This window comes from Constrictibacter sp. MBR-5, from assembly GCF_040549485.1.
Taxonomy (GTDB): Bacteria; Pseudomonadota; Alphaproteobacteria; order JAJUGE01; family JAJUGE01; genus Constrictibacter.
Window position 1 is genome coordinate 357070 of sequence record NZ_JBEPTK010000005.1, and the last position, 23244, is coordinate 380313.

Consider the following 23244-nt stretch of genomic DNA (forward strand, 5'->3'; position numbering starts at 1 on the left):
CGGGCTGCGCGGGCCCGTTGAACACCGCGGGCCGCGGAAACGATCCAGCAGGCAGCGGCGCGGGCCGAGCACGCCATCCGCATTTCCGGGCTACACCCGGCCGGCCGCCGCCGCTACTCTCCCCGCTCCGAATTCCGGCCCTACAGGAGCAGGCTATGGACGTGCGCGCGGCGGTGGCATTCGAGGCGGGCAAGCCGCTGAGCATCGAGACGGTGCAGCTCGAGGGGCCCAAGGCGGGCGAGGTGCTGGTCGAGATCAAGGCGACCGGCATCTGCCACACCGACGCCTTCACCCTGTCCGGCGACGATCCCGAGGGCGCGTTCCCGGCGATCCTCGGCCACGAAGGCGCCGGCGTGGTGGTCGACGTCGGCCCCGGCGTACGCTCGCTGAAGAAGGGCGACCACGTCATTCCGCTCTACACGCCGGAATGCCGCGAGTGCGAGTACTGCCTGCACCCGAAGACGAACCTCTGCCAGGCGATCCGCGAGACCCAGGGCCGCGGCGTCATGCCGGACGGCACCTCGCGCTTCTCGATCGGCGGCAAGCCGATCCTGCACTACATGGGCTGCTCGACCTTCGCCAACTTCACGGTCCTGCCGGAGATCGCGCTGGCGAAGATCCGGCCCGACGCGCCGTTCGACAAGGTCTGCTACATCGGCTGCGGCGTCACCACCGGCATCGGCGCCGTGGTCCGCACCGCGGCCGTCGAGCCGGGGTCCAAGGTCGTCGTCTTCGGCCTGGGCGGCATCGGCCTCAACGTCATCCAGGGCGCCCGCCTCGTCGGGGCCGACATGATCGTCGGCGTCGACATGAACGAGTCGAAGAAGGCGCTCGCCGAGCAGTTCGGCATGACCCACTTCGTCAACCCGCGCGACATGAAGGAGAGCGAGGTCGTCCCGCATCTCGTCGCGCTGACCAAGGGCGGTGCCGACTACACGTTCGAGTGCATCGGCAACGTGAAGACCATGCGCCAAGCCCTTGAATGCGCGCACAAAGGCTGGGGCGAGTCGATCATCATCGGCGTCGCACCGGCGGGTGCGGAGATCTCCACCCGGCCGTTCCAGCTCGTGACCGGCCGCTCCTGGCGCGGCACCGCCTTCGGCGGCATGCGCGGCCGCACCGACGTGCCGCAGATCGTCGACTGGTACATGGACGGCAAGATCGACATCGACTCGCTGATCACGCACACGCTGCCGCTCGACCGCATCAACGAAGGCTTCGACCTGATGCACGAGGGCAAGTCGATCCGTTCCGTCGTCACCTACTGAACGCCGCAGTTCGCGCCGATAGGTTTTTATGGCGTTTTATGGAGGGGGCCCGAACGCCCCCTTCCTTTGCCCCACTGCCTCAGGCGCCTCGGCGTCCGCAGCCGCGTGCGCGGATAGGGAATTATAGCGATTCATGGAGGGGCCGCGCACGCACCCTCGTTTCGGCTCCGATTGACGATGTCCAACAGCGAGCCCGAGCGGGCATCCAATTCTGGGATAATATACCTTATGGCGAGAGGCGCTACCGCTCGATCGCGGCGTGGGCGAGGTTGCTGATCAGGTCCATGCGGATCGAGTGCCAGGGCTCCGGGATCCGGCTGTTGCTGAGGTAGGCGAAGGAGACGCCGGTCTCCGGGTCGGCCCAGCAATAGGACGAGCCGACGCCGCCGTGGCCATAGGTGCGGGCGCCGCCGATGGTGCCGAGGCCGCGGATCGTCGGCGTGGTGCCGCGCACGTGCGGGCCGAGGCCGCGGTGCATCGGCATGTCGAAATTCTCGTCCGGCCGGTCGCCGGTATGGTTGCGCGTCACCCAGTCGACCATGCGCGGGGAGACGATGCGCGCCCCGTTCAGCCGGCCGCCGTTGAGCAGCATCTGATAGAAGGCGGCCATGGCGCGCGCCGTGGCGAAGCCGCCGCCGCCCGGAATGCCGGCGCGGCGCGCGGCCGCACTGTTGCGGTCGGCGAGGATCGTGTGGGCGCCTTCGGCAGCCGGCTCGTGGATGTCGGCGGCGCGGGCATGCTTCGCATCGGGCAGGCCGACGAACAGCTCGTCGCCGAGGCCGAGCGGCTCGATCACCTCGGTGCGGATGAAGTCGCGGAAGTCGCGGCCGGTCAGCGCCTCGATCAGGACGGCCGCCGTCCAGTGTGCCGCCGATGCGTGGTAGTGCACGCGCGAGCCCGGCGTCCAGTCGAGCGTGTAGTCGCACACGGTGCGGCGCATCAGCTCGTGGTCGTCCCACGCCGCCTCCGGCATGCCGGCATTGGGGAAGCCGGCCTGGTGGGTCAGCACATCATGGACGGTGATGTCGGCCTTGCCGTTGCGCGCGAAGTCCGGGACGTGGTCGGCGACGGCGTCGGCGAAGCGCAGGGCGCCGCGGTCGACCAGCGCCCATACGGCGCAGGCGGTGACGACCTTGGTGTTGGAGAAGAGCAGCCAGAGCGTGTCGTCGGTGGCGTCGACCGGCGTCGGTGTGACGCGCGCGCTGCCGAAGCTGCGGTGCAGGGCGAGCTTGCCGTCGCGGGCGAAGGCGATCTGCGCGCCGGGGTAGCGGCCGTCGGCGATGTGCTTCTCGATCAGCGCCACCATGCGGCCGATCGAGGCGGGGTCGAGGCGGAGCTGCTCCGGCGAGGCGGCATCGAGCGGAAAGGCGGCTTCGTGAGCGAGGGGCATGGCGGTCCTCCGGTGCAGTCGGCGCGGCCGAGGCGGTCGTTTCAGCTCACGAGTTCGAGCGTCTTCCGCTTGGCGAGCACGCTCAGCGCGTCTCGCAGATTGCTGGCCGATTTGAGTTTCTGGTAGCCGCTGACGACGACGTATTCGGGCGGCGCATCGCCGCGTGCGGCCATCTTCGCGATCCGGAAGATCGGCACGTCGCGCGTGTTGCGGAAGATCGAGAACACCGCCATGCCCGCATCGTGGTCGATGGCATAGTCGCGCCATTCGCCGGTCATCACGCGCCGGCTGTAGACGTCGAGGAGTTCCCGGAGTTCCTGCTGGTTGAAGTACACCGGCCGCTTCGAGCGGGCGATGTCGGACAGTCGCAGAACCTTGGCCATCAGCGGGTCGTCCGCTTTCCATTCGGTTCGGATGACGTATTGTCAGGCAAGAATCCGGATGCGTCCAGCGGCGCATGACGGTTCGATGACCGTAATTCCCTCGGCGACCACGCGCCGACCCCGTGTTGACGCTGCCCTCGCGGCCGATCAGGCTCCGTCCCCGACAGGCGCACGGAAGGCGCCGGCGAAGGGAGGAGAGGGCATGGACACGGCGCGCCGGGACGACCGGCTGGCGGGTAAGGTGGCGATCGTCACCGGAGCGGGATCGCGGGCCGAAGGCATCGGCAACGGGCGGGCGACGTCCATCGTGCTGGCGCGGCACGGCGCGCGGGTGGTGCTGGTCGACGCGGTGCCCGAGTGGGCCGACGTGACCGCGGGCATGGTGCGCGACGAGGGCGGCGAGTGCCTAGTCGTGCAGGGCGACGTGGGCGATCCGGCATCCTGCGCTGCGATCGTCGACAAGACGGTCGAGGCCTACGGGCGCTGCGACATCCTCATCAACAATGTCGGCGTCACGGGGCCGCGCGGGAACGCGCTGGAGGTGGACATCGACGAGTGGGCGAAGGCGATGCACACCAACGTCGCCTCGATGGTGCTGATGGCGCGCTACGCGATTCCCGTCATGGTGCGCGGCGGCGGCGGCTCGATCGTCAACATCGCCTCGGTCGCGGGCCTGCAGGGCGGCCATCCGAGCCTGCTCTATCCGACCTCGAAGGGCGCCGTCGTGAACCTGACGCGGGTGATGGCGGCGCATCACGGCCGCGACGGCATTCGGGTCAACTGCATCGCCCCCGGAGCGGTTTACACCCCGATGGTGGCGACGCGCGGCATGACCGAGGAATTGCGGGCGGCGCGGGTCGACCAGACGCTGCTCGGCGTCGAGGGGACCGGTTGGGACATCGCCCATGGCTGCCTGTTCCTGGGCAGCGACGAGTCGCGGTGGATCACCGGCGTGATCCTGCCGATCGACGGCGGCCGCACCGCAGGCCGCCCCAAGGGCGCTACACCGCCGAGCGACGGCGGCAAGGCCTGATCGCGGCGTTCAGGTGCGGGCGCCGGGCCCTTGTCCCGCCGCGCCCCCCTGGCGCGCCACCTGGAGGTCGAAGGCGGCGGCGAGCAGGGCCTTCGTGTAGTCGGTCTTCGGATCGGCGAAGATGCCGTCCGCCGGACCCTGCTCGACGACCTTGCCGTCCTTCATGACGATGAGGTCGTCGGCCAGCGCGCGGACGACCTTCAGATCGTGGCTGATGAACATGTAGGCCAGATCGTGCTTCGCCTGCAGGTCCCGCAGCAGATCCACGATCTGGGCCTGGACCGACATGTCCAGCGCCGACGTCGGCTCGTCGAGGACGAGGAAGCGCGGCTTCAGCACCATCGCGCGGGCGATGGCGATGCGCTGGCGCTGGCCGCCGGAGAATTCGTGCGGGTAGCGGTCGGCCATCGCCGGCTGCAGGCCGACCTCGGTCAGCGTCTGCGCGATGAGGTCGCGCCGTTCCGACGCATCGCCGCCAAGACTGTGGACCTTCAGGCCTTCCTCGATGATCTGGCCGACGGTCATGCGCGGGCTGAGGCTGCCATAGGGATCCTGGAAGACGATCTGCATCGCCTTGCGCAGCGGACGCAGCCGCTTCCAGTCCATGCCCTGGATCGGCCGGCCGGCGAAGAAGACGCCGCCTTCGCTGCGCTCCAGGCGCAGCAGCGCCAGGCCGAGCGTGGTCTTGCCGGAGCCGCTCTCGCCCACCACGCCGACCGTGTGGCCGGCGCGGATGCTGGTCGAGATGCCGTCGACCGCCTTCACGTGGCCGACCGTCCGGCGCAGCACGCCGGCCTTGATCGGGAACCAGACGCGCACGTCCTCGGCGCGCATGATCTCCGGCGCATCGGGCCGCGCCTGCAGCGGCTTGCCCTTCGGCTGGGCGGCCAGCAGCTTGCGGGTGTAGGGATGCGTCGGCGCCTCGAACAGCGGGCGCGTCGGCCCCTGCTCGACGATCTCGCCGGCGGTCATGACGCAGACCCGGTCCGCCATCTTGCGCACGATGGCGAGGTCGTGGGTGATCAGCAGCATCGCCATGCCGAAGCGCTTCTGCAGATCCTTCAGCAGTTCGAGGATCTGCGCCTGGATCGTCACGTCGAGCGCCGTCGTCGGCTCGTCGGCGATCAGCAGGTCGGGCTCGTTGGCGAGGGCCGTCGCGATCATCACGCGCTGGCGCTGGCCGCCCGACAGCTGGTGCGGATAGGCCTTGAGGCGCTTCTCGGGGTCGCGGATGCCGACGAGGTGGAGCAGTTCGAGCGTCCGTTCGCGCGCTGCCGCACCGCTCATGCCCTTGTGCAGGAGCAGCGGCTCGCTGACCTGCCGGTCGATCGTGTGGAGCGGATTGAGCGACGTCATCGGCTCCTGGAAGATCATCGCCGCCCGGTCGCCGCGCACCGTGCGCAGCGTCCGCTCGGGTGCGCCGACCAGTTCGGTGCCGTCGAAGCGGATGCTGCCGCGCGGATGCGACGCGACAGGGTAGGGGAGGATCTGCAGGATCGAGAGGGCGGTGACCGACTTGCCGGAACCGCTCTCGCCGACCAGCGCCACGGTCTCGCCCTTCGCGATGTCGAACGACACGCCGCGCACTGCATCGACATGCCCCTCCGGGGTGCGGAAGCGGACGTGCAGATCCTCGACCGAGAGGAGCGGCGACGGGCTGCCGGCTGGCCAAGGTCCGCCGCCGCGGCGCACCGCGGGGGGCTGCTGGCCGCCCGGAACGCGGAGCGGCGGTGGATCGATGCGGGACGAGGGCGGACGCATATGGCTAAACGGCAATCCCTTTGAGGAAGGCCGAGCGGGCTTTCGCACCGGCCATCAGGAAGGCGAGGTCGTTGCCGGCGAGGATGAAGCGCATGCCGAGCTTGATGTACTTCTGCGACAGTTCCTGGTCGTAGATGCCGCCCATGCCGGGGATCTTGCCGTTGTTCCGGCAGGCGGAGAACACCGCATCATAGGCCTTCGCGACCTGCTCGTCGCCGAACTTTCCGGGAATGCCCATCTCGGCGCAGAGGTCGTTGGTGCCGATCAGCAGCACGTCGATGCCGGGGACGGCGGCCATCGCGTCGGCATTGGCGATCGCCTCCGGGCTCTCCAGCATGACGACGGTTAGCGTCTCCTCGTTGATCAGCTTCGTCGTCTCGCCGACCGGCAGAGCCTCGTATTCCAGTTGGGCCATGCCGCCCGCGACCGAGCGGTGGCCGACCGGCGGATATAGGCACTGGCTGACGACGCGCCGGGCCTCCTCGGCGTTCTGGACGTGCGGGACGACGATGCCCTGGGCGCCGGCGTCGAGCGGGCGGCTGGCGTGGAAATGCTCGTGGCTCGGCGCCCGAACGATCGGGGTCACGCCGGCATCGAGGCCCGCCACGCAGAGCTGTGCCGCCGTCTCCATCGACATCGAGTTGTGCTCCATGTCGATGAACAGCCAGTCGTAGCCGCAGACCTTCATGATCTTCGCCGTGTCGACCGTCCGCGCCTGGCGAAGGCCAACCCCCAGTGCGACTTCGCCGGCCTTGAGCTTCGCTTTCGTGACGTTCTTGACGATCGGCATGGCGTTTCCTTCAGGGATGTTCGTTCGGCTCTACGGTCAGACCGGTGGGCGGCGATCCTGCCACGGCATCGCTTCCTCGAACAGCGCCGCGGCCCGCAGGATGCGCGCGTCGGACAGCCACGGGCCGACGATCTGGAGGCCGACGGGCAGGCCGTCGGCGGTCCAGCCGCAGGGCACCGTCACCGCCGGATGGCCGGTCAGGTTGAAGGGGTGCGTATACGGGTACCAGCCGTCGCGCAGGCCGCCGGCGGGCGTGCCCTCGATCTCGATGGGCTCGAACGGGTCGTGGTCGGCGCGGATGGCGGGGCGGGAGATGGTCGGCGTGACCAGCAGGTCGACGTCCTCGAACCACGCCTCGACCTCGCGGAAGACGCGGGTGCGCAGCGCCATCGCATCCTGGACGTCGATCGCGCTGTACTTGCCGCCCTCGGCCATCCATGTCCGGAGGCTGCTGCTCATGCGGTTGCCGAGCCGCTTCTCCAGCGCGCCGAAGCGGCTGGCCCAGATCGAGAAGGTGAGGGGCCCCCAGACGGGCAGCGTGTTGGTGAAGGCGGCCTCGTGGCCGATCACCTCGGCGCCGATGCCCGCGAGCGCCTTCACGCCCGTCTCGCACAGAGCGAGCGTCTCGCGGTCGATCCGGTCGTTGCCGAGGAAGGGGCGCCAGCCGATGCGCACGCCGCGCATGTCGCCGCGCGGCTGGCCCGCCGCGGCCAGCCCCGACAGGGCGCGGCCCAGCGAATGCGGGTCGCTGCGGTGCGGGCCGGCCATGACCTCCAGCATCAGCGCGGCGTCGGCCACGGTGCGGGCCATGGGCCCGACATAGGCGAGCAGGCCGAACACGTCCGGCGTCTGGTCGTGCGGGACGACGCCAAGCGTCTGCTTGACGCCGACCAGTCCGCAGCAGGCGGCCGGAATGCGGATCGAGCCGCCGCCATCGGTGCCGACCGCCAGCGGCGCCATGCCGGCCGCGACCGCCGCCCCGGCACCGCCGGACGAGCCGCCGCAGGTGCGCTCGGTATTCCAGGGATTGACGGTCCGGCCGAACAGCGGCGCCTCGGTCAGCGGCTTGTGGCCGAACTCGGGGGTGGTCGTCTTGCCGACCATGATGCCGCCGGCCGCCCTGAGGCGGGCGACCGCCACGATGTCGGCTTCGGGGACGTTGTCCTCGTAACCGAAGCTGCCGAAGGTGGTTCTGACGCCGGCGGTGTTGCACAGGTCCTTCACCGAGAAGGGGACGCCGTGCAGCGGGCCGAGCGGCTTGCCGTCGATGACCGCCTGTTCGGCGGCGCGCGCCTCGGCCATGGCGGAGTCGGCGGCGACCGTTATGAAGGCGTTGAGGCGCGGCTGAAGCGCCTCGATCCGGGCGAGCACCGCGGCGGTGAGTTCGACGGGGGAGATCTCGCGGGCGGCGATCAGACCGGCGAGTTCGACTGCCGGCGTGTAGCAGAGGTCTTTTTCGTCCATCTCATGCCCTCGTCTCGCGATGCATCGACCTTACCGGGCGCGGCCGATCGTGGGAACGCCATAGGGAGATGGGAGACGCGGCATCGCAGCGCGTCGACGCGACGCCGGGGCGGGTGCATTGTTGGCCGCTGAAGGCCCGGCGCCGCCGTGATGCCGGGACGGCGCGCGCCCGCCTCCATCGTCGTGCGACAGAGAGGGACCAGAGCATGACCATAACCGCGACGCATCTCGACCACCTCGTCCTGACGGTCCGCGACATCGACCGGACATGCGACTTCTATGCTTCCGTGCTGGGAATGGAGCGGCGCAGCTTCGGCGAAGGCAGGGTTGCCCTGCATTTCGGCAGCCAAAAGATCAACCTGCACGCCGTCGACCACCCGATCGATCCGAACGTCCGGCACGCCACGCCGGGGTCGAGCGATCTCTGCTTCATCACCGCGACGCCGATCACCCAGGTCGTGGCGCATCTCGGCACGCTGGGCATCCCGGTCATCACCGGCCCGGGACTGCGGTCGGGTGCTCGCGGCCGCCTGATGTCGGTCTACGTCTACGACCCGGACGAGAACCTGATCGAGATCGCCAACGATCTCTCGACCGACGACATGCCCAAGGGCGGCTGAAGCGGAGCCGGAACGACGATGCGCGGATTTGCGAAGCTCGCCCTGGGCGCGATCGCTCTGTCGATCGCAGCCCTGTCCGCGGCTGCGGCACCGCCGGTGCCGCCGGCCGATCTGGTCCGCGCCGAGGACGAGGTCGCCGGTCCCGACGGGAGCCGCCTGGAGGTCCTGTGGATCCGCCCGAAGGGTGACGGGCCGTTCCCGCTCGCGGTCATCTCGCACGGCCTGCCGCGGCGGCTGGGCCGGGAGGCGAGCTGGCGTCCGCAGATGTTCGACGCGGTGGCGACGGAGTTCGCGCGCCGCGGCTGGGCGGCGGCCGTCGTCATGCGGCCCGGCTTCGGCCGCAGCAGCGGCAGGTTCCGGGAAGGCTATGGCGGGTGCGAGGATGCGGACTTCGTGGGCGCCGGGCAGGCGACGGCCGATTCCTTCGAGATGGCCGCCGCCGCCCTGAGCCGGGCGGCGTTCGTCGACCCGTCCACCATCCTCGGCGTCGGGCAGTCGGCGGGCGGGTTCGGCGTCCTGGCCTTCTCGACGCGCGCCGTACCGGGACTGCGCGCCGTCGTGAACTTCGTCGGCGGGCGCGGCTCGCGCAGTGCCAACGTGGTCTGCGCGCAGCCGCAGCTGACGGCGGCGTTCGCCGCATTCGGCGCCGCGTCCAGGGTGCCGTCGCTCTGGATCTATGCCGACGGCGACACCTATTTCGAGCCGGACCTGGCGCGGTCGTTCCACGGCGCCTTCACGGGAGCGGGCGGCGACGCGACGTTCGTGTTCCTGCGCGACATCCCCGGCGACGGCCACGACGTGATCCACCGCAAGGGCGTCGCCGCGTGGCGCGGGCCGCTCGACGATTTCCTGCGCACCCACGCCCTCCCGACGTGGGACGCGCTGCCGGTCGGGCCCGTCTACCCCGACCTGCCGATGCCGGCGGGTCTCTCCGAGCGTGCCGCCGCGCGCTGGCCGGACTTCGTCCATGGCGAGCTGTCGAAGGCCTTCGCCGTCAGCGCGTCGGCCGGCAGCTTCGGCTGGGCCACCGGCCGCCGCTCGCCGGAGGATGCGGCCCGACAGGCGCTCGACTTCTGCAACGCAGGCAAGGCGGACGAACGACAATGCTCGGTGATCGCCGTGGACGACGATCTCCAGTAATCGCGACTGCTCCGCGTCCCGACGATTTATCCGGTTTACCTGCCTCCTCCGATCGGCTTTAGTTGTTCCACGCTCCGGAAAAAGAGAGCGACTGACAGGTTGAGGAGGCTCGGTGGGCAGTCTGCTCGAGATCGAGGATCTCAGGACGCACTTCTTCACGTCCGCCGGCACGGTGCGTGCCGTGGACGGGATCTCCTACAAGGTCGACGAGGGCGAGACCGTCGCGGTTGTCGGCGAGTCCGGCTGCGGCAAGTCGGTCGGTGCGCTGTCGATCCTGCGCCTCATCCCCTGGCCGCCGGGCAGGATCGTCGGCGGGTCGATCCGCTTCATGGGTCGCGACCTGCTGAAGCTGTCCGACGTGGAGATCCGGCAGGTGCGCGGTCGCGACATCGGCATGGTCTTCCAGGAGCCGATGACGTCGCTCAACCCGGTGCTGACGATCGGCCGGCAGCTGACCGAGCCGCTCGAAACCCATTTCGGCATGTCCCGCGAGAAGGCCGACGAGCGGGCCATGGAGCTGCTCGGGCTGGTCGGCATCTCCGAGCCCAAGCGCCGGCTCGGCCAGTATCCGCATCACCTCTCGGGCGGCATGCGGCAGCGCGTCATGATCGCGATGGCGCTGGCCTGCGAGCCGAAGCTGATCATCGCGGACGAGCCGACGACGGCGCTCGACGTGACCATCCAGGCGCAGATCCTGGAACTGATGAAGGAGCTGACGCGCAAGCTGGGCGTCGCACTGATCGTGATCACCCACAATCTCGGCGTGGTCGCGCGCTACGCCGACCGCGTGAACGTGATGTATGCCGGCCACATCATCGAGACGGGCCGGGCGCGCGAGATCTATCACGATCCGCGCCACCCCTACACGCTGGCGCTGCTGCGCTCGGTGCCGCGGCTCGACCAGCCGCGGCGTGCCCGGCTCGACCCGGTCGAGGGTCAGCCGCCGGACCTGTCGCAGGCCATCGTCGGATGTCCGTTCCGGCCGCGCTGCCGCTTCGCCGTCGCACGCTGCGCCGAGGAGAACCCGCCGCTTCAGACGGTCGACGGGATCCACGCCTCGGCCTGCTGGCGGTGGGAAGACCTGGGCGGCGCGAAGCTCGCGGCGGCGTCATGAGCACCGCCGAGATCGCCACCGCCGGCACCGCCAACGCCGAGGCGCCGCAGGTGCGGCGGGCGCTCGGTGCGCCGCTGGTCGAGGTGCGCAACCTCCGCAAGCACTTCCCGATCACCGAGGGCATCTTCGTCAAGCGCGCCATCGCCCACGTGAAGGCCGTCGACGACGTCAGCTTCACCATCCGCAAGGGCGAGACGCTGGGCGTCGTCGGCGAATCCGGCTGCGGCAAGACGACGACCGGCCGCTGCATCCTGCAGCTGGAGCGGCCCACCTCCGGGCAGATCCTCTACGAGGGCACCGATCTGGGCACGCTGAGCCAGGGAGAACTGATCCCCTGGCGCCGCCGCATGCAGGTGATTTTCCAGGACCCCTACAGCTCGCTGAACCCGCGCATGAAGGTCGGCGAGATCCTCGCCGAGCCGATGAAGGTGCACGGCATCATCCCGGACGCCAAGGCGCGCCGCGAGCGGGTGCTGGAGCTGCTCTCGGTGTGCGGGCTCAATCCGCGCTTCGCCGACCGCTACCCGCACGAGATGTCGGGCGGGCAGCGCCAGCGCGTCGGCATCGCGCGGGCCCTGGCGCTGGAGCCGGAATTCATCATCTGCGACGAGGCGGTGTCTGCGCTTGACGTCTCGATCCAGGCGCAGGTGATCAACCTGCTGGAGGATCTGCGCGAGAAGTTCCAGCTGACCTACCTGTTCATCGCCCACGATCTCAGCGTGGTGCGCCACATCTGCCATCGGGTGGCGGTGATGTATCTCGGCCGGATGGTCGAGATCGCCGAGACGGACGAACTGTTCGACAACCCGCTGCACCCCTACACGCAGGCGCTGCTGGAGGCCGTGCCGATCCCGGACCCGGAGATCGAGATGGCGCGCGCCCACCGGGTGATCCGCGGCGAGATCCCCAGTCCGATCAACCCGCCGTCGGGATGCGTCTTCCATCCGCGCTGCGACCGCGCGGTCGCGGGATGCAGCGCGCACGTGCCGGTTCTTCGCGAGCTGCGCCCGGGGCACTGGGTGGCCTGTACGGAGGTCTAGAGGAGGTCGAACAGGACGACGGCGCGGAGACGGGAGGCCGCGCGCAGGGCCCGACAAAACCAGACAACAAAGGGAGGAGTGGGCATGAGAGGGGCATTTACGACCGGCATCGCCTTAACGGCCGTTCTGGCCGCAGGCATGATGGCGAGCCAGGCGAGGGCGGCGGAAGAGCCGCAGCGCGGCGGGATCCTGCGCTTCGTCGTTCCGGACGAGCCGCCGAGCTTCGACGGCCACCGCGAGACGACCTTCGCGCTGATGCATCCGATCGGGCCGTTCTACAGCGTGCTGACGCGTATCAACCCGGACAACATGTCGTCGACCAGCGACATCGTGTGCGACCTGTGCACGGAGATGCCGAAGGCCGAGAACGACGGCAAGCGCTACACCTTCAAGATCCGCGAGGGCGTCAAGTTCCACGACGGCAGCGCGCTGACGGCGCACGACGTGGCGGCGAGCTTCCAGAAGATCATCGATCCGCCGGAAGGCGTGCAGAGCGCGCGCAAGGCCTACTTCGTCATGGTCGACAAGGTGTCGGCGCCGGACGACCGCACCGTCGTGTTCGACCTGAAATACCCGTCCGGCGCCTTCATGAAGGCGGTGGCGAACCCGTTCAACTTCATCTACCCGAAGGCGAAGCTCGACCAGGATCCGCACTGGTTCGAGAAGAACGTCCTGGGCTCCGGTCCGTTCAAGTTCGGCGAGTGGCAGCCGGGCGCCACGATGACCGGCGTGCGGAACGAGAACTACCACCATAAGGGACAGCCCTATCTCGACGGCTTCGAGGCGATCTTCGCGCCGCAGCAGAGCGTCCGTGCCCAGGCGATCCGCGGCGACCGTGCCGCGATCGAGTTCCGCGGCTTCCCGCCGAAGACCCGCGACGAGCTCAAGGATGCCCTCGGAGACAAGATCACGGTCCAGGAGAGCGACTGGAACTGCGTCCTGCTGATGACGCCGAACCATCGCCGCAAGCCGTTCGATGACGTGCGCGTGCGGCGCGCCGTCACGCTGGCCCTCGACCGCTGGAACGGCTCGAAATACCTGTCCGAGATCGCGATCGTGAAGACGGTCGGCGGCATCGTGTTTCCCGGCGACGAACTGGCGGCGAACAAGGAAGAGCTGCAGCAGATCGCCGGCTACTGGCCCGACCACAAGAAGTCCCAGGAGGAGGCGAAGCGCCTGCTGAAGGAGGCAGGGGTCCAGACGCCGCTGCAGGTCAAGATCGTCAACCGCGCGGTCGACCAGCCCTACAAGATCGTCGGCATCTGGGTGATCGACCAGCTCCGCCAGATCGGGATCACGGCCGAACAGGAAGTGCTGCCGACGGGGCCGTTCTACGACCAGCTGCGGACGAAGCACGAGTGGGATCTGGCGATCGAGTTCAACTGCCAGTCCAACGTCAACCCGCTGCTCGACGTCTCCAAGTTCGTCTCCGAGGATGTCTCCGGCTCGAACTACGGCGGCTATGTCGATCGCGAACTCGACAAGATGTTCGAGGAGATGAACAAGACGGGCGACGAGGAGAAGCAGCGTTCGCTGATGCGCGCCTTCGAGAAGCGGGTGCTCGACGAGGAGGCCCGGATGTTCATCACGCTGTGGTGGTACCGGATCATCCCGCACCGCTCCTACGTGAAGGGCTGGACCATCAGCCCGAGCCACTATCTCAACCAGCAGCTCGACAACGTCTGGATCGACAAGTCGCAGATGTGACGTGACCAGCCACCCCTCTCCCGGTCCGGGAGAGGGGCCCTGTCACCCTGGATGGAGTCGGTCGAGCAGCCATGTGGCAGTACACGGTCAAGCGTATCCTGATGACGATACCGACGCTCCTCGGAGCGGCCGTGCTCGTCTTCTTCCTGCTGCGCCTCATCCCGGGCGACGTCTGCATGCTGCGTCTCGCCGGCACCGGCAGCAACGTCGATCCCTCCGTCCTGGCGCAATGCCGCCTGGAACTCGGCCTGGACGAGCCCGCGATCACGCAGTTCCTCAGCTGGATCTGGGGGTTCGTGCAGGGCGACTTCGGAAAGTCGATGTGGACCGGGCGCCCGATCAACGTCGAGATCGCGAGCCGCTTCCCGCTCTCGCTCCAGGTCGCGCTGATGGCAACGTTCATCTCGGTCGTCATCGCGATCCCGCTGGGCGTCCTCGCCGCGGTCAAGCAGGACTCCTGGGTCGACTACGTCGTCCGCCTGTTCTCGATCGCCGGCATCGCCATGCCGTCCTTCTGGCTCGGCATCCTGATGATCCTCGGCATCCTGATCATCAGCCAGGCCTGGTTCGGCGCGCCGTGGATGCCGCCCATCCGCTACGTCCCGATCTGGGAGGACCCGTTTCACAATATTTCGATGCTGATCTGGCCAGCCCTGGCGACCGGGTACCGCTATTCCGCCGTGACGCTGCGGATGACGCGGTCGTCGATGCTCGAGGTGCTGCGCGAGGACTATGTCCGCACGGCGCGGGCGAAGGGCCTGGTTGAGAAGCTGATCGTCAATCGCCATGCGCTGCGGAATGCCCTGCTGCCGGTCATCACGATCGTCGGCATCGAGTTCGCGTTCCTGATGGGCGGGCTGGTCGTCACCGAGCAGGTGTTCAACCTGAACGGCTTGGGGCGCCTGTTCGTGCAGTCGGTCACCCAGCACGACTACGCGATGACGCAGGCGCTCGTGATGGTCGTGGTGACGATCTTCATCTTCATCAATTTCCTGGTCGACATGTGCTACGCATGGCTCGACCCGCGCATCCGCTACCGCTAGGAGCGCCGGTATGGTCACCACCTCGGAAGCCCGCGTCGACGCCGCGGTCACGGACATCCCGCAGAAGCCTTCGAGCCTGTCCGCGCTGTTCCGCATCGCGCGCAAGAAGCCTCTCGGCACTGCCGGCGCGCTCATCGTGATCGTCATGATCCTGGCGGCGATCTTCGCCGACGCGGTCGCCCCTTACGATCCCGTGGCCAACAACTTCATGGCGATGGAGCAGGCACCGTCCTGGGAGTTCCTGCTCGGCACCGACCAATTCGGCCGGGACCTGCTGTCGCGGATCATCTACGGCGCCCGCACGGCGCTGTTCGTCGGCTTCGCGGCGGCTTTCGTGGGCGGCTCGATCGGCATGGTCCTCGGCGTCGGCAGCGCCTATTTCGGCGGCTGGATCGACCTCGTCTTCCAGCGGGTCATGGACGTGTTCATGGCCTTCCCGCTGATCATCATGGCGCTGGCGGTGGTGGCCATCTTCGGCACCGGAACGCACAACGTCATCCTGGCCATCACCATTCCGTTCATTCCGCGATGCGCGCGGGTGGTGCGATCGAGCGCGCTCTCGGTGCGCGAGATGCCCTATGTCGACGCGGCACGCGCCTGCGGCTTCCGGCACCTGCGCATCATCCTCCGCCACATGGCACCGAACGTCATGGCGCCCTTCCTGATCATGGTGACCGCGTTCGTCGGCCAGGCGATCCTCCTGGAGGCGTCGCTCTCCTATCTCGGCCTGGGCGTGCAGGAGCCGACGCCGGCCTGGGGCCTCATGCTGCAGGGCGGCGCGTCCGAGTATGCCGAGAGTGCGCCGTGGATCGCGGTGTTCCCAGGGCTCGCCATCACGCTCGCGGTCTTCGGATTCAACCTGTTCGGCGACGCGCTGCGCGACACCCTCGATCCGCGGCTCAGGTCGCAGTAGCCCCCAAAACCGGGGGCTGGTCCCCGACCGAATTGTCCCGACATTCTACGAGAAAATCGTAGGTCGGGGGGAGCCGATGCGGGTTTCGGAACGGGCTCTACGTCGTCTCGGCGGCAGAGCGTTGGCAGCTTGTCTCATCGTCGGCTGCTGGGCCGCCGCACCCGCCGGAAGCCGGGAACCGGACGCAACGATCGGGGTCGTCAAGACGGTTTCCGGAACGGCCTTCATCGATCGCCGGGGGGCTTCCCTGACGCCGCTGGCCGGCCTGAGGATCGAATTGGGCGACCGCCTGCGGACGGGAGCCGACGGCGCGCTCGGGGTGACCCTGCGCGACGGCACCCTGATCGCCCTGGGCGCGGACACGCAGTTCGTGGTGGAGACGTTCGCGTTCAAGCCGCAGAGGGGCCTCCTGGGGTTCGTCGGCCGTCTCCTGCGCGGCGACGCGGTCTACACGAGTGGCGAGATCGGCAGGCTCGCGCCCGAGAGCGTCGAGTTTCACGTCCCCGGCGGTGTCGTCGGCGTGCGCGGCACACGCTTTGCGGCGAGAGCGCGATGAGCGGCACAGGGCGCGCGATCCTCCTCGCCGGGCTGCTGCTGATTCCCGCCTGCGCCCGGGAACTCGCGCTTCCCGCCACACAAGTGCCTCCAGAAAGCTTCAACGTCCATCTCGCCGAGGCGTATCTGGCGCTCTCCGACGCCGAGGCCGAGCGCTTCGATCGCGGGGATGCCCGGCGTTATCGCGACCGTGCCGCTGCCAGTCTCCGGGGTGAGACAGTCGCTCCCGAGCCGCTGTCGGCCCGGGTTTTGCCGGCGGAAGAGGTCGGCGCGCTGGCGGCGGCGCGGGTCCGGCTGGTCGATGTGCTGGAGCAGGGGGCGGCCGTCCTCGCCCCGAAGGAGGCGGCGCGAGCCCAGGCCATGTTCGACTGCTGGATGGAGGAGCAGGAGGAGGGGCATCAGCCGGCCGACATCGCCGTCTGCCGGGACGGTTTCACCGAAAGCGTCGCCGCGGCTGAGGGGCAGCTGGGCAAGAGCCTCGTCGTCCTGCTGCCCGATGCGGCGGGCAAGGTGGGGGCGGTCGCTTTCGCCACCGCGGCGGGATCGCAGGACCTCACGAGGCCATTGGAGGCATCTGCCGCGGCGGCCGGCCAGCGGCCCGACAGGTCGGTGGTGATCGACGAGGCGAGCGTTCGGCAGCTGTTCGGCAAGGCCCTGCGGGTCGAGCCGCCGGCGCCGACGCGGTTTTTGCTCTACTTCATCGCCGGCACCGACCGATTGACGCCGGTATCGGAGACGGACCTGGACGCGGTTCGTGCCGCGGCGCTGGGGCGGCCGGGGCCGGATCTCAGCATCGTCGGCCATACCGACACCAAGGGCCCGGCGTCGGTGAACGAACGGCTCGCCCGGCGCCGCGCGGACGCGGTGGCGGCCCTGCTCGTCGCCCGGGGCCTGCCGCCGGATATCCTGACGATCGAGTCCTTCGGTGAAGCCGATCCGGTGCAGCCGACGGGCGACGACGTTGACGAACCTTTGAACCGGCGGGTGGAAGTGACCGTCCGCTAAACTGTGGCGTCACCAGAGCATTCGGCTCAGACTGGACCTATGCCGCCTTCGAAGGAGCAGACCGGTAGCCGTGGGGGCCGCCGATTGGCGAGACCCAGCATCGGGTCCGCGTCACGCCGCAGCCTGATCTTCGGGATACTGGCCGTGGCGCTCGTCGCCCTCCGCTATGGCGATCCGGGCCTGCTCCACGTGCTCCGCCTCCAGGCCTTCGACGTGCTTCAACGGTCGTTCAACTCGGCGTCGGCGCCCGGCCCGGTGACCGTCATCGACATCGACGAGCAGAGCATCGCGGCGCAGGGACAGTGGCCGTGGCCGAGATCCGACATCGCGACCCTGGTGGACAGGCTGGCGGACGCGGGATTCGGCTGCGTCGTGCTGGACATGGTTCTTCCGGAGGCGGAGCGCGGGTCTCAACCGGGCGACGACGGGCCGCGCCCGGGGGATACAATGCTGGCGAAGGCCATGGGCAGAGTACCCGTCGTACTGGGCTTTTCCGCCCGGGGCACGGCCGATGGCGGTAACATGACGGCGCCGCCGCTCTCGGCGAGACCGGCCATGCTGGCGACGCCCGCTTCGATGCTCGTGCTGCCGGCCTATGGCGGGATGACCCGCAATCTGCCCGCGTTCGAGGCCGCGGCGGCGGGCATAGGCCACCTGCATGTCACGGCGGAGCGTGACGGCATCGTGCGCCGCCTGCCGATCGCCATCTCCGTTGACGGCCGGCTGGAGCCGGCCCTGGCTTTCGAGGCCGTGCGGATCACGGGCGGTGGGAAGTCCTATGTGCTGGAAGATGCGCCGCTGGCGGGGGATCTGCGGGCTTCCATGGGCGACTCCCTGGTGCCGCTCGACCGGGAGGGCGGGCTCTGGGTCGCCTGGAATTCGGTGCGGGCGATTCCCCGCATTTCCGCGACTTCGATCCTGGACGGCACCTGGTCCGCCGGAGACGTCCGTGGTGGAATGGCGGTGGTCGGTGTGAGCGCGGCCGGCATCGCCGATCGCTGGGCCACGCCTGTCGGTGTGGTGCCGGGCGTGCTGCTGCAGGCCCAGGTCATCGACAATCTGTTCGCCGGGCGGCCCGCCATGCGGCCGTCGGCGGCACGTTGGGCGGAATTGGGTTTCGCCGTTCTTCTCTGCGTCGCCGCCGCTCTGACCCGGCAGCCGGCACCGGCGGGGATGTTCCTCGTGCTCGGCGCCGGCGGATCCGCCGTTGCCATCTCGGCTGCCACGTTCGCCTGGAGCGGCGTTCTGGTCGATCCGACCTTTCCGGTACTCGCCAGTATCGCGGTGGCCGCGGTCATGCTGGCGGAGGAGCGCAACCAGGCGCGGTCAGCCGAACTGGTGGCATCGACGCGTTTGGTGCAGGCGGTCGAGAGCGTGCCGCTCGGCTTCCTGCTGTTCGACGAGCACGACCGACTGCTTCTCGCCAACCGGCGCGCCGCCGAGATCGCCGGCGTCGACCGCAGCGCCCTCCGGTTCGGGCTGCGCCGGCGGGACATCGTGACCGCCTTCGGAGACGCCGCACAGGACCGCACCGCGGCCCGGGGCGAAACCGGCGAGCCGGCGTCTGCGGCCGACAGCGTGACCTATGAAGTGGAGACGCCGCGCGGCGATCATCTGCTCGCCATCGAGAAGCACCTCCCGCACGGCGGCACCGCACTCCTGTATACCGACATCGCGCAGATCAAGGAGCGCGAGCGCCAGTTGGAGGCGCTGCGCGACAAGGCGGAGGAATCGAACCGGCTCAAGTCCCAGTTCCTCGCCAATGTCAGCCACGAACTGCGCACGCCGCTCAACGCAATCATCGGCTTTTCGGAGATCCTCGAGCAGCAGATGTTCGGGCCGATCGGAAACGATCGCTATCGCGGCTACGCCGCCGATATCCTCGACAGCGGCCGCTACCTCCTGAGCATCGTGCAGGACCTGCTGGACCTGTCGGCCTTCGAGGCCGGCCGATTCGCCGCCGAGCCGAAGGAGCGCATCGACGTGAAGGCCGTGGTCGAATCGGTGCAGCGGCTCGTGGCGGACCAGGCGGCGCAGGCGTCGATCCACCTCGCCGCAGAATTGCCGGAACGGGATGTGGCGATCTTCGGCAACCAGCGCCTTCTGCGCCAGATCCTGGTGAACCTGGTGTCGAACGCCCTGAAGTTCACGCCGGCCGACGGCACCGTTTCGATCGTCGTCGCCGAGCAGGAGGGGGGCGGCTTGGCGCTCAGCGTGCGGGACGACGGCGCGGGCATGGCGCCCGAGGTGGTCGAACTCGCCACCCGCCCGTTCTGGCGCGGCAACGACCCGTTCCTGCGCAACCATGCGGGAACGGGCCTCGGTCTCGCCCTGGTGAAATCGTTCGCCGCCGCGCAGGGAGCGTCGCTGCACATCGAGAGTGCACCGGGCGAGGGGACATGCGTCGTCGTCGCATTTCCCGCGCCGGCGGTCGCGACCGCCGACCGGCCACCGCCGGCCGGCGTCGAGACGCTGGCGGTGCCGGCGGCGAGCGCGACGCGCGAGGCGCCGCCCCGGATCGTCAGCGTCCGCTGAAGATCGGCTTACGCTTCTCCATGAACGCCTTCACCCCTTCCGCGTGATCCGCGGTGCACATCGATTCGGCGATCAGCTCGCCTTCCATCTGGAGCTGGCTCTCGATGGAGTTCGCGTGCGCGGCGTTGAAGAGGCGCTTCGCCTTGTCGTAGGCGAGCGTCGGACCCGCCGCGAGCCGGCGGGCGAGCTTGTCGGTCTCGGCCTCGAGCGACGCGCGGGGCACGATCCAGTTGATCATTCCGAGCTCCTTCGCGCGCTCGGCACCGAACCGCTCGCCGAGCAGCGCCAGTTCCATCTGCTGCTTCAGTCCCATGTTGCGCGCGACGAAGTAGGAGCTGCCGCCGTCCGGGCTCGCGCCGATGTGGCAGTAGGCGAGCGTGAAGAAGGCGTCGTCCGCGGCGATTGCCAGATCGCAGGCACCCACGACACCGACGCCGAATCCGGCGACGGCACCCTGGATGCTGGCGATCACGGGCTTCGGCATGCGGCGCATCGCCAGGATCGCCATGTGGATGCCGGTCACGCCCTCGACGACGTGTTGCCGGCGCTTCCTGGGCTCCATCTCCTGACGCTCGACCATCGAGCGGATGTCGCCGCCCGACATGAAATGATCCCCGGCGCCCTTCAGCACGACGCAGCGGACGCCGTCGTCGAACTCCAGCCGGTGCATGGCGTCGATGAAGGCGGGGCGCAGCCGCGGCGTCAGCGCATTGCGGACGGACGGCTCATTCAGCGTGACGGTGGCGACGCCGTCGGCGATGTCGACGATGACCGCCTCGGTTTCGGACATGTACGCGTCTCCTCTTCGTGTGTCGGTTGCTTGCTTCAGGTGGGTTCCGCCGCCAGGAAGGACTGGATGGCGTCGGCGTCGATGAGGGGAAGGATCTCGAAGGTCGCGGGCACGATGTCGGCCCACTGGTTCAGCAGCGCGTGCAGCCTCTCCAGGGAGTCGACGTCGAACAGCGCCACGGCCCCCCGGCCGACACGGGCGTGAATCGACCGCACCGTGCCGTCCTCGCGGAGGGGGGCCACCCACTGCCAGTAGCGCTGCCGCCGGTCCCGAACGGCGGAAGGTTCCGTGGGCGCGGGCGTGCTGATGGCGAGAAAGAGCATGTGTCGGTCCTTCGCAGGTGATGGCCGTCAGTTTGACGTATCGGCGATCGACTTGCACCCGGCCGCCGATGGCAGGGGCTTGCGTCGGGCGCCGACGACGCACGGTTGACAGCCGGCGGTGCGGGGCCTAAGTCGGCCTCGGGCGGCCGGCTCGTGCGGGCGTCATTTCAACGGCAGAAGCGCTGCTACTTGTTCAGTCCCCGCCAGCGGCCCGGCTTTCTGCAGCGTGCGCGCCGATGGGTCTGGCCGAGCTGCGGTTGGCGCCGGAGCGCAAGCTATCTCGGCCATCGCATCGCACGCGTGAAGGCCTCGCCGCATCGCGTGGCGGCCGGCCTCGCCTGTGGCGTCGCGATCGGCCTCACGCCGCTCTACGGCCTGCAGTTCCTGCTGGCGGCGCTCCTGGCGGCGCTGATGCGGGGCAGCGTGGTGGTCTCCCTGATCGGGACCTTCATCGCCAATCCGTGGACCATCCCGGTCATCTGGCTCGTCAGTTTCGAGATCGGCGATGCGCTTCTGGGCGGCGTCGGCCTGCACGGCTTCGACGACGAGCCCGTGGTCAAGCGCCTCGCCGACGTCGCGGATGCGGTGCGCGCCGGCGACATGGAACTCTTCGGCGCGGAGGTATGGCCCGTCTGGTTCGCGATGTTCGTCGGGAGCGTGCCGCTCGCCGCCGCGGGATGGGTCACCTCCTACTGGCCGGCGCGGCACCTCGTCCGCCGCTACCAGGAGAAGCGCAGCGCACGGAAGGAGCGGTCGTCCTCCGCGCCGATGCTGTCGCGGGACAGAGGGCATCCCCTGCTATGACCCGCCCTGCGGGGCGCGCGCGACGAGCCGCATCCGCGTGCCGGTGCGCGGCCGGAGCGTGATCATCGGTTCCGGCGCCATCTTTTCGCCGGGCATCAACTCCAGGTCGAAGCGCTGTGCGATCATCGTCAGGATGATCTGCGCCTCCATGACGGCGAAGCGCTGACCGAGGCAGACGCGGGGGCCGCCCGCGAACGGGAACCACGCGTAGCGTGCGCGCTCGGCCTCGCCGCCGGGCGCGAAGCGCGTGGGGTCGAAGCCCTCCGGATTGCGCCAGTGCTTCGGATTGCGGTGCACCGCATAGGGGCAGAGCATCACGGTCGTCCCGGCGGGGATCACGGTGTCGCCGATCCGGTCTTCGGCGATCGCCCGCCGCGAGATCGTCCACACCGGCGGGAAGAGGCGCATCGATTCGTCGAACACCATGCGCGCGAACGGCAGGCGGGCAATGTCGCCGAAGCCGGGTTCGACGCCGCCGAGCGCATCGGCCTCCGTTCGGAGGCGATCGGCGGTCTCCGGGTGGCGCGACAGCAGGCACAGGCACCAGGCCAGGGCGCAGGCCGTGCTCTCGTGCCCGGCCGCGATCATCGACACGACCTCGTCGCGCAGCAGCCTGCGCCCGTCCGGATGCCCGTCGTGCGCGGCGATCAGCGCGGTGAGAAGGTCGTCGCTCTCCAGAGGATTCCGCCGCCGGTCGTCGATGAGGCGGTCGACGACGCCGTCCAGCGTCGCCATCGCCGCGCGGTACTCCGGGTGGAGGATCGCGTCGAGGCGCTCGGGCAGGGGCAGCGGCGACCACACGCGCCGCTCGGTATGGCGAAGGATGACCGTGAATGCGTCGTGCAGCGCGTCGTGCTCGCCGACGATGTCGAGGTGGAAGAAGGCGCGCGTCACGGCATCGAGCGTCACGCGCATCATCTCCGGCATCACCTCGATTACGCCGTCCGGCGCGGCCGTCCACCGGTCGAGCAGGTCGCGCGCTGCACTGGCTACCGCCGTCGCCATCGGGGCGAAGCGGGGGCCGCCGAACGAGGGCACCGCGACCCGGCGCTGCGCCAGCCACGCATCGTCCTCGGCGAGGAAGATCCCGCGGCCGAGGAGCGGCCGGAAGGCCTCGTAGAAGCGGCTCTTATGGTAGTTGCGATGGTTGCCCTGCAGGACGTGCCGAACCGCGTCCGGGTCGTTCAGCATCACCACCTCGGCGGGGCCGATGCGGAACCAGACGACGTCGCCGTAGGTCAGCATCAGGTCGACGAAGTATTTCAGCGGATCCCGCCGCAGGTCCCGGGCGACCCCCAGGACCGGAAGCCCGCGCGGGCCGGATCGTGCCGCTGCCTGGCCGGCGGCGCTGCTCACGGCAGCGCCCTGCACGGCAGGCGCGGATGGTCGTTCAGCGTCGCAGCAGGCCCCGGACGCCTCACCAGTCGCCGACCGCGCGCGGCCGGTGGTGGGGGGGGCGGCCCCCCCCCGGGTGGGTCGAGCGCGCGCGGAGATAGGTGGGGGCCGCCCCGGCGGCGCCGGGGGAGTGGGGCGGGCGCGGTAGAGCCCCCCACATGGCCAGGCGGG

Annotated in this window: 21 protein-coding genes; 13 read left to right on the forward strand and 8 right to left on the reverse strand. The window is 69.3% G+C overall.

Annotation, left to right across the window (positions count from 1 at the left end):
- The first annotated feature begins 155 nt into the window (after positions 1–155).
- Complete coding sequence (locus ABIE65_RS13905) at positions 156–1268, forward strand: S-(hydroxymethyl)glutathione dehydrogenase/class III alcohol dehydrogenase (protein WP_354078412.1); 1113 nt, start codon at positions 156–158, stop codon at positions 1266–1268.
- Between the two features lie 241 nt (positions 1269–1509).
- Here the strand turns inward: ABIE65_RS13905 and ABIE65_RS13910 are convergent, their stop codons facing one another.
- Both ABIE65_RS13910 and ABIE65_RS13915 read right to left on the reverse strand, forming a co-directional pair.
- Complete coding sequence (locus ABIE65_RS13910) at positions 1510–2658, reverse strand: serine hydrolase domain-containing protein (protein ID WP_354078414.1); 1149 nt, start codon at positions 2656–2658, stop codon at positions 1510–1512.
- Positions 2659–2699: 41 nt separating this feature from the next.
- Positions 2700–3041, reverse strand: a complete 342-nt coding sequence (locus ABIE65_RS13915) for a DUF2794 domain-containing protein (protein WP_354078416.1) — start codon at positions 3039–3041, stop codon at positions 2700–2702.
- A gap of 202 nt (positions 3042–3243) precedes the next feature.
- Here ABIE65_RS13915 and ABIE65_RS13920 point away from each other — a divergent pair, with 202 nt between their 5' ends.
- Entirely contained in the window at positions 3244–4074 is an 831-nt protein-coding gene (locus tag ABIE65_RS13920) for an SDR family NAD(P)-dependent oxidoreductase (RefSeq protein ID WP_354078418.1), read from the forward strand.
- Between the two features lie 9 nt (positions 4075–4083).
- Here the strand turns inward: ABIE65_RS13920 and ABIE65_RS13925 are convergent, their stop codons facing one another.
- The 3 genes from ABIE65_RS13925 to ABIE65_RS13935 are packed head-to-tail and all read right to left on the reverse strand — an operon-like array spanning position 4084 to position 8089.
- Positions 4084–5835: an ABC transporter ATP-binding protein gene (locus ABIE65_RS13925; protein ID WP_502918532.1), complete on the reverse strand. Its 1752-nt coding sequence runs from the start codon at positions 5833–5835 to the stop codon at positions 4084–4086.
- Between the two features lie 4 nt (positions 5836–5839).
- Positions 5840–6625, reverse strand: a complete 786-nt coding sequence (locus tag ABIE65_RS13930) for an HpcH/HpaI aldolase family protein (RefSeq protein WP_354078422.1) — start codon at positions 6623–6625, stop codon at positions 5840–5842.
- Positions 6626–6661: 36 nt separating this feature from the next.
- Complete coding sequence (locus tag ABIE65_RS13935) at positions 6662–8089, reverse strand: amidase (RefSeq protein ID WP_354078424.1); 1428 nt, start codon at positions 8087–8089, stop codon at positions 6662–6664.
- A 206-nt stretch (positions 8090–8295) separates the two neighbouring features.
- Here ABIE65_RS13935 and ABIE65_RS13940 point away from each other — a divergent pair, with 206 nt between their 5' ends.
- The 10 genes from ABIE65_RS13940 (at position 8296) to ABIE65_RS13985 (ending at position 19761) form a co-directional block, all read left to right on the forward strand.
- Positions 8296–8709, forward strand: coding sequence for a VOC family protein (locus tag ABIE65_RS13940; protein WP_354078426.1), 414 nt, complete (start codon positions 8296–8298; stop codon positions 8707–8709).
- A gap of 18 nt (positions 8710–8727) precedes the next feature.
- Entirely contained in the window at positions 8728–9849 is a 1122-nt protein-coding gene (locus ABIE65_RS13945; protein WP_354078428.1) for an alpha/beta hydrolase family protein, read from the forward strand.
- A gap of 112 nt (positions 9850–9961) precedes the next feature.
- Positions 9962–10963 carry an ABC transporter ATP-binding protein gene (locus ABIE65_RS13950; protein WP_354078430.1) on the forward strand — a complete coding sequence of 334 codons (1002 nt, stop codon included), beginning with the start codon at positions 9962–9964 and terminating at the stop codon, positions 10961–10963.
- Positions 10960–12003, forward strand: coding sequence for an ABC transporter ATP-binding protein (locus tag ABIE65_RS13955; protein ID WP_354078432.1), 1044 nt, complete (start codon positions 10960–10962; stop codon positions 12001–12003). Before ABIE65_RS13950 ends, ABIE65_RS13955 begins: the two co-directional genes overlap by 4 nt.
- An 84-nt stretch (positions 12004–12087) precedes the next feature.
- Positions 12088–13710 (forward strand): ABC transporter substrate-binding protein, encoded by a 1623-nt coding sequence (locus ABIE65_RS13960; protein ID WP_354078434.1) that lies wholly within the window; start codon positions 12088–12090, stop codon positions 13708–13710.
- A gap of 71 nt (positions 13711–13781) precedes the next feature.
- Positions 13782–14753: an ABC transporter permease gene (locus tag ABIE65_RS13965; RefSeq protein ID WP_354078436.1), complete on the forward strand. Its 972-nt coding sequence runs from the start codon at positions 13782–13784 to the stop codon at positions 14751–14753.
- Between the two features lie 10 nt (positions 14754–14763).
- A complete protein-coding gene (locus tag ABIE65_RS13970; protein WP_354078438.1) occupies positions 14764–15666 on the forward strand; it encodes an ABC transporter permease in 903 nt (300 codons plus the stop codon).
- Positions 15667–15787: 121 nt separating this feature from the next.
- Complete coding sequence (locus ABIE65_RS13975) at positions 15788–16222, forward strand: FecR domain-containing protein (RefSeq protein ID WP_354078440.1); 435 nt, start codon at positions 15788–15790, stop codon at positions 16220–16222.
- Positions 16219–17226: an OmpA family protein gene (locus ABIE65_RS13980; protein WP_354078442.1), complete on the forward strand. Its 1008-nt coding sequence runs from the start codon at positions 16219–16221 to the stop codon at positions 17224–17226. Before ABIE65_RS13975 ends, ABIE65_RS13980 begins: the two co-directional genes overlap by 4 nt.
- 144 nt (positions 17227–17370) lie before the next feature.
- Positions 17371–19761, forward strand: coding sequence for a CHASE2 domain-containing protein (locus ABIE65_RS13985; RefSeq protein WP_354078444.1), 2391 nt, complete (start codon positions 17371–17373; stop codon positions 19759–19761).
- Here the strand turns inward: ABIE65_RS13985 and ABIE65_RS13990 are convergent.
- Together ABIE65_RS13990 and ABIE65_RS13995 are read right to left on the reverse strand one after the other, a co-directional pair.
- The gene (locus ABIE65_RS13990) at positions 19748–20551 is read right to left on the reverse strand and encodes an enoyl-CoA hydratase-related protein (RefSeq protein ID WP_354078446.1); all 804 of its coding nucleotides are present in this window, start codon (positions 20549–20551) and stop codon (positions 19748–19750) included. The two genes, ABIE65_RS13985 and ABIE65_RS13990, sit on opposite strands and share 14 nt — an antisense overlap.
- 35 nt (positions 20552–20586) lie before the next feature.
- Positions 20587–20874 (reverse strand): DUF3303 family protein, encoded by a 288-nt coding sequence (locus tag ABIE65_RS13995; RefSeq protein ID WP_354078448.1) that lies wholly within the window; start codon positions 20872–20874, stop codon positions 20587–20589.
- 153 nt (positions 20875–21027) lie between these two features.
- Between ABIE65_RS13995 and ABIE65_RS14000 the strand changes: the two genes are divergently transcribed.
- On the forward strand, positions 21028–21678 hold the full coding sequence (locus tag ABIE65_RS14000) for a DUF2062 domain-containing protein (protein ID WP_354078450.1): 651 nt from the start codon (positions 21028–21030) through the stop codon (positions 21676–21678).
- Here the strand turns inward: ABIE65_RS14000 and ABIE65_RS14005 are convergent.
- Positions 21673–23034, reverse strand: a complete 1362-nt coding sequence (locus ABIE65_RS14005; protein WP_354078452.1) for a cytochrome P450 — start codon at positions 23032–23034, stop codon at positions 21673–21675. The genes ABIE65_RS14000 and ABIE65_RS14005 overlap by 6 nt on opposite strands.
- Between the last annotated feature and the right edge of the window lie 210 nt (positions 23035–23244).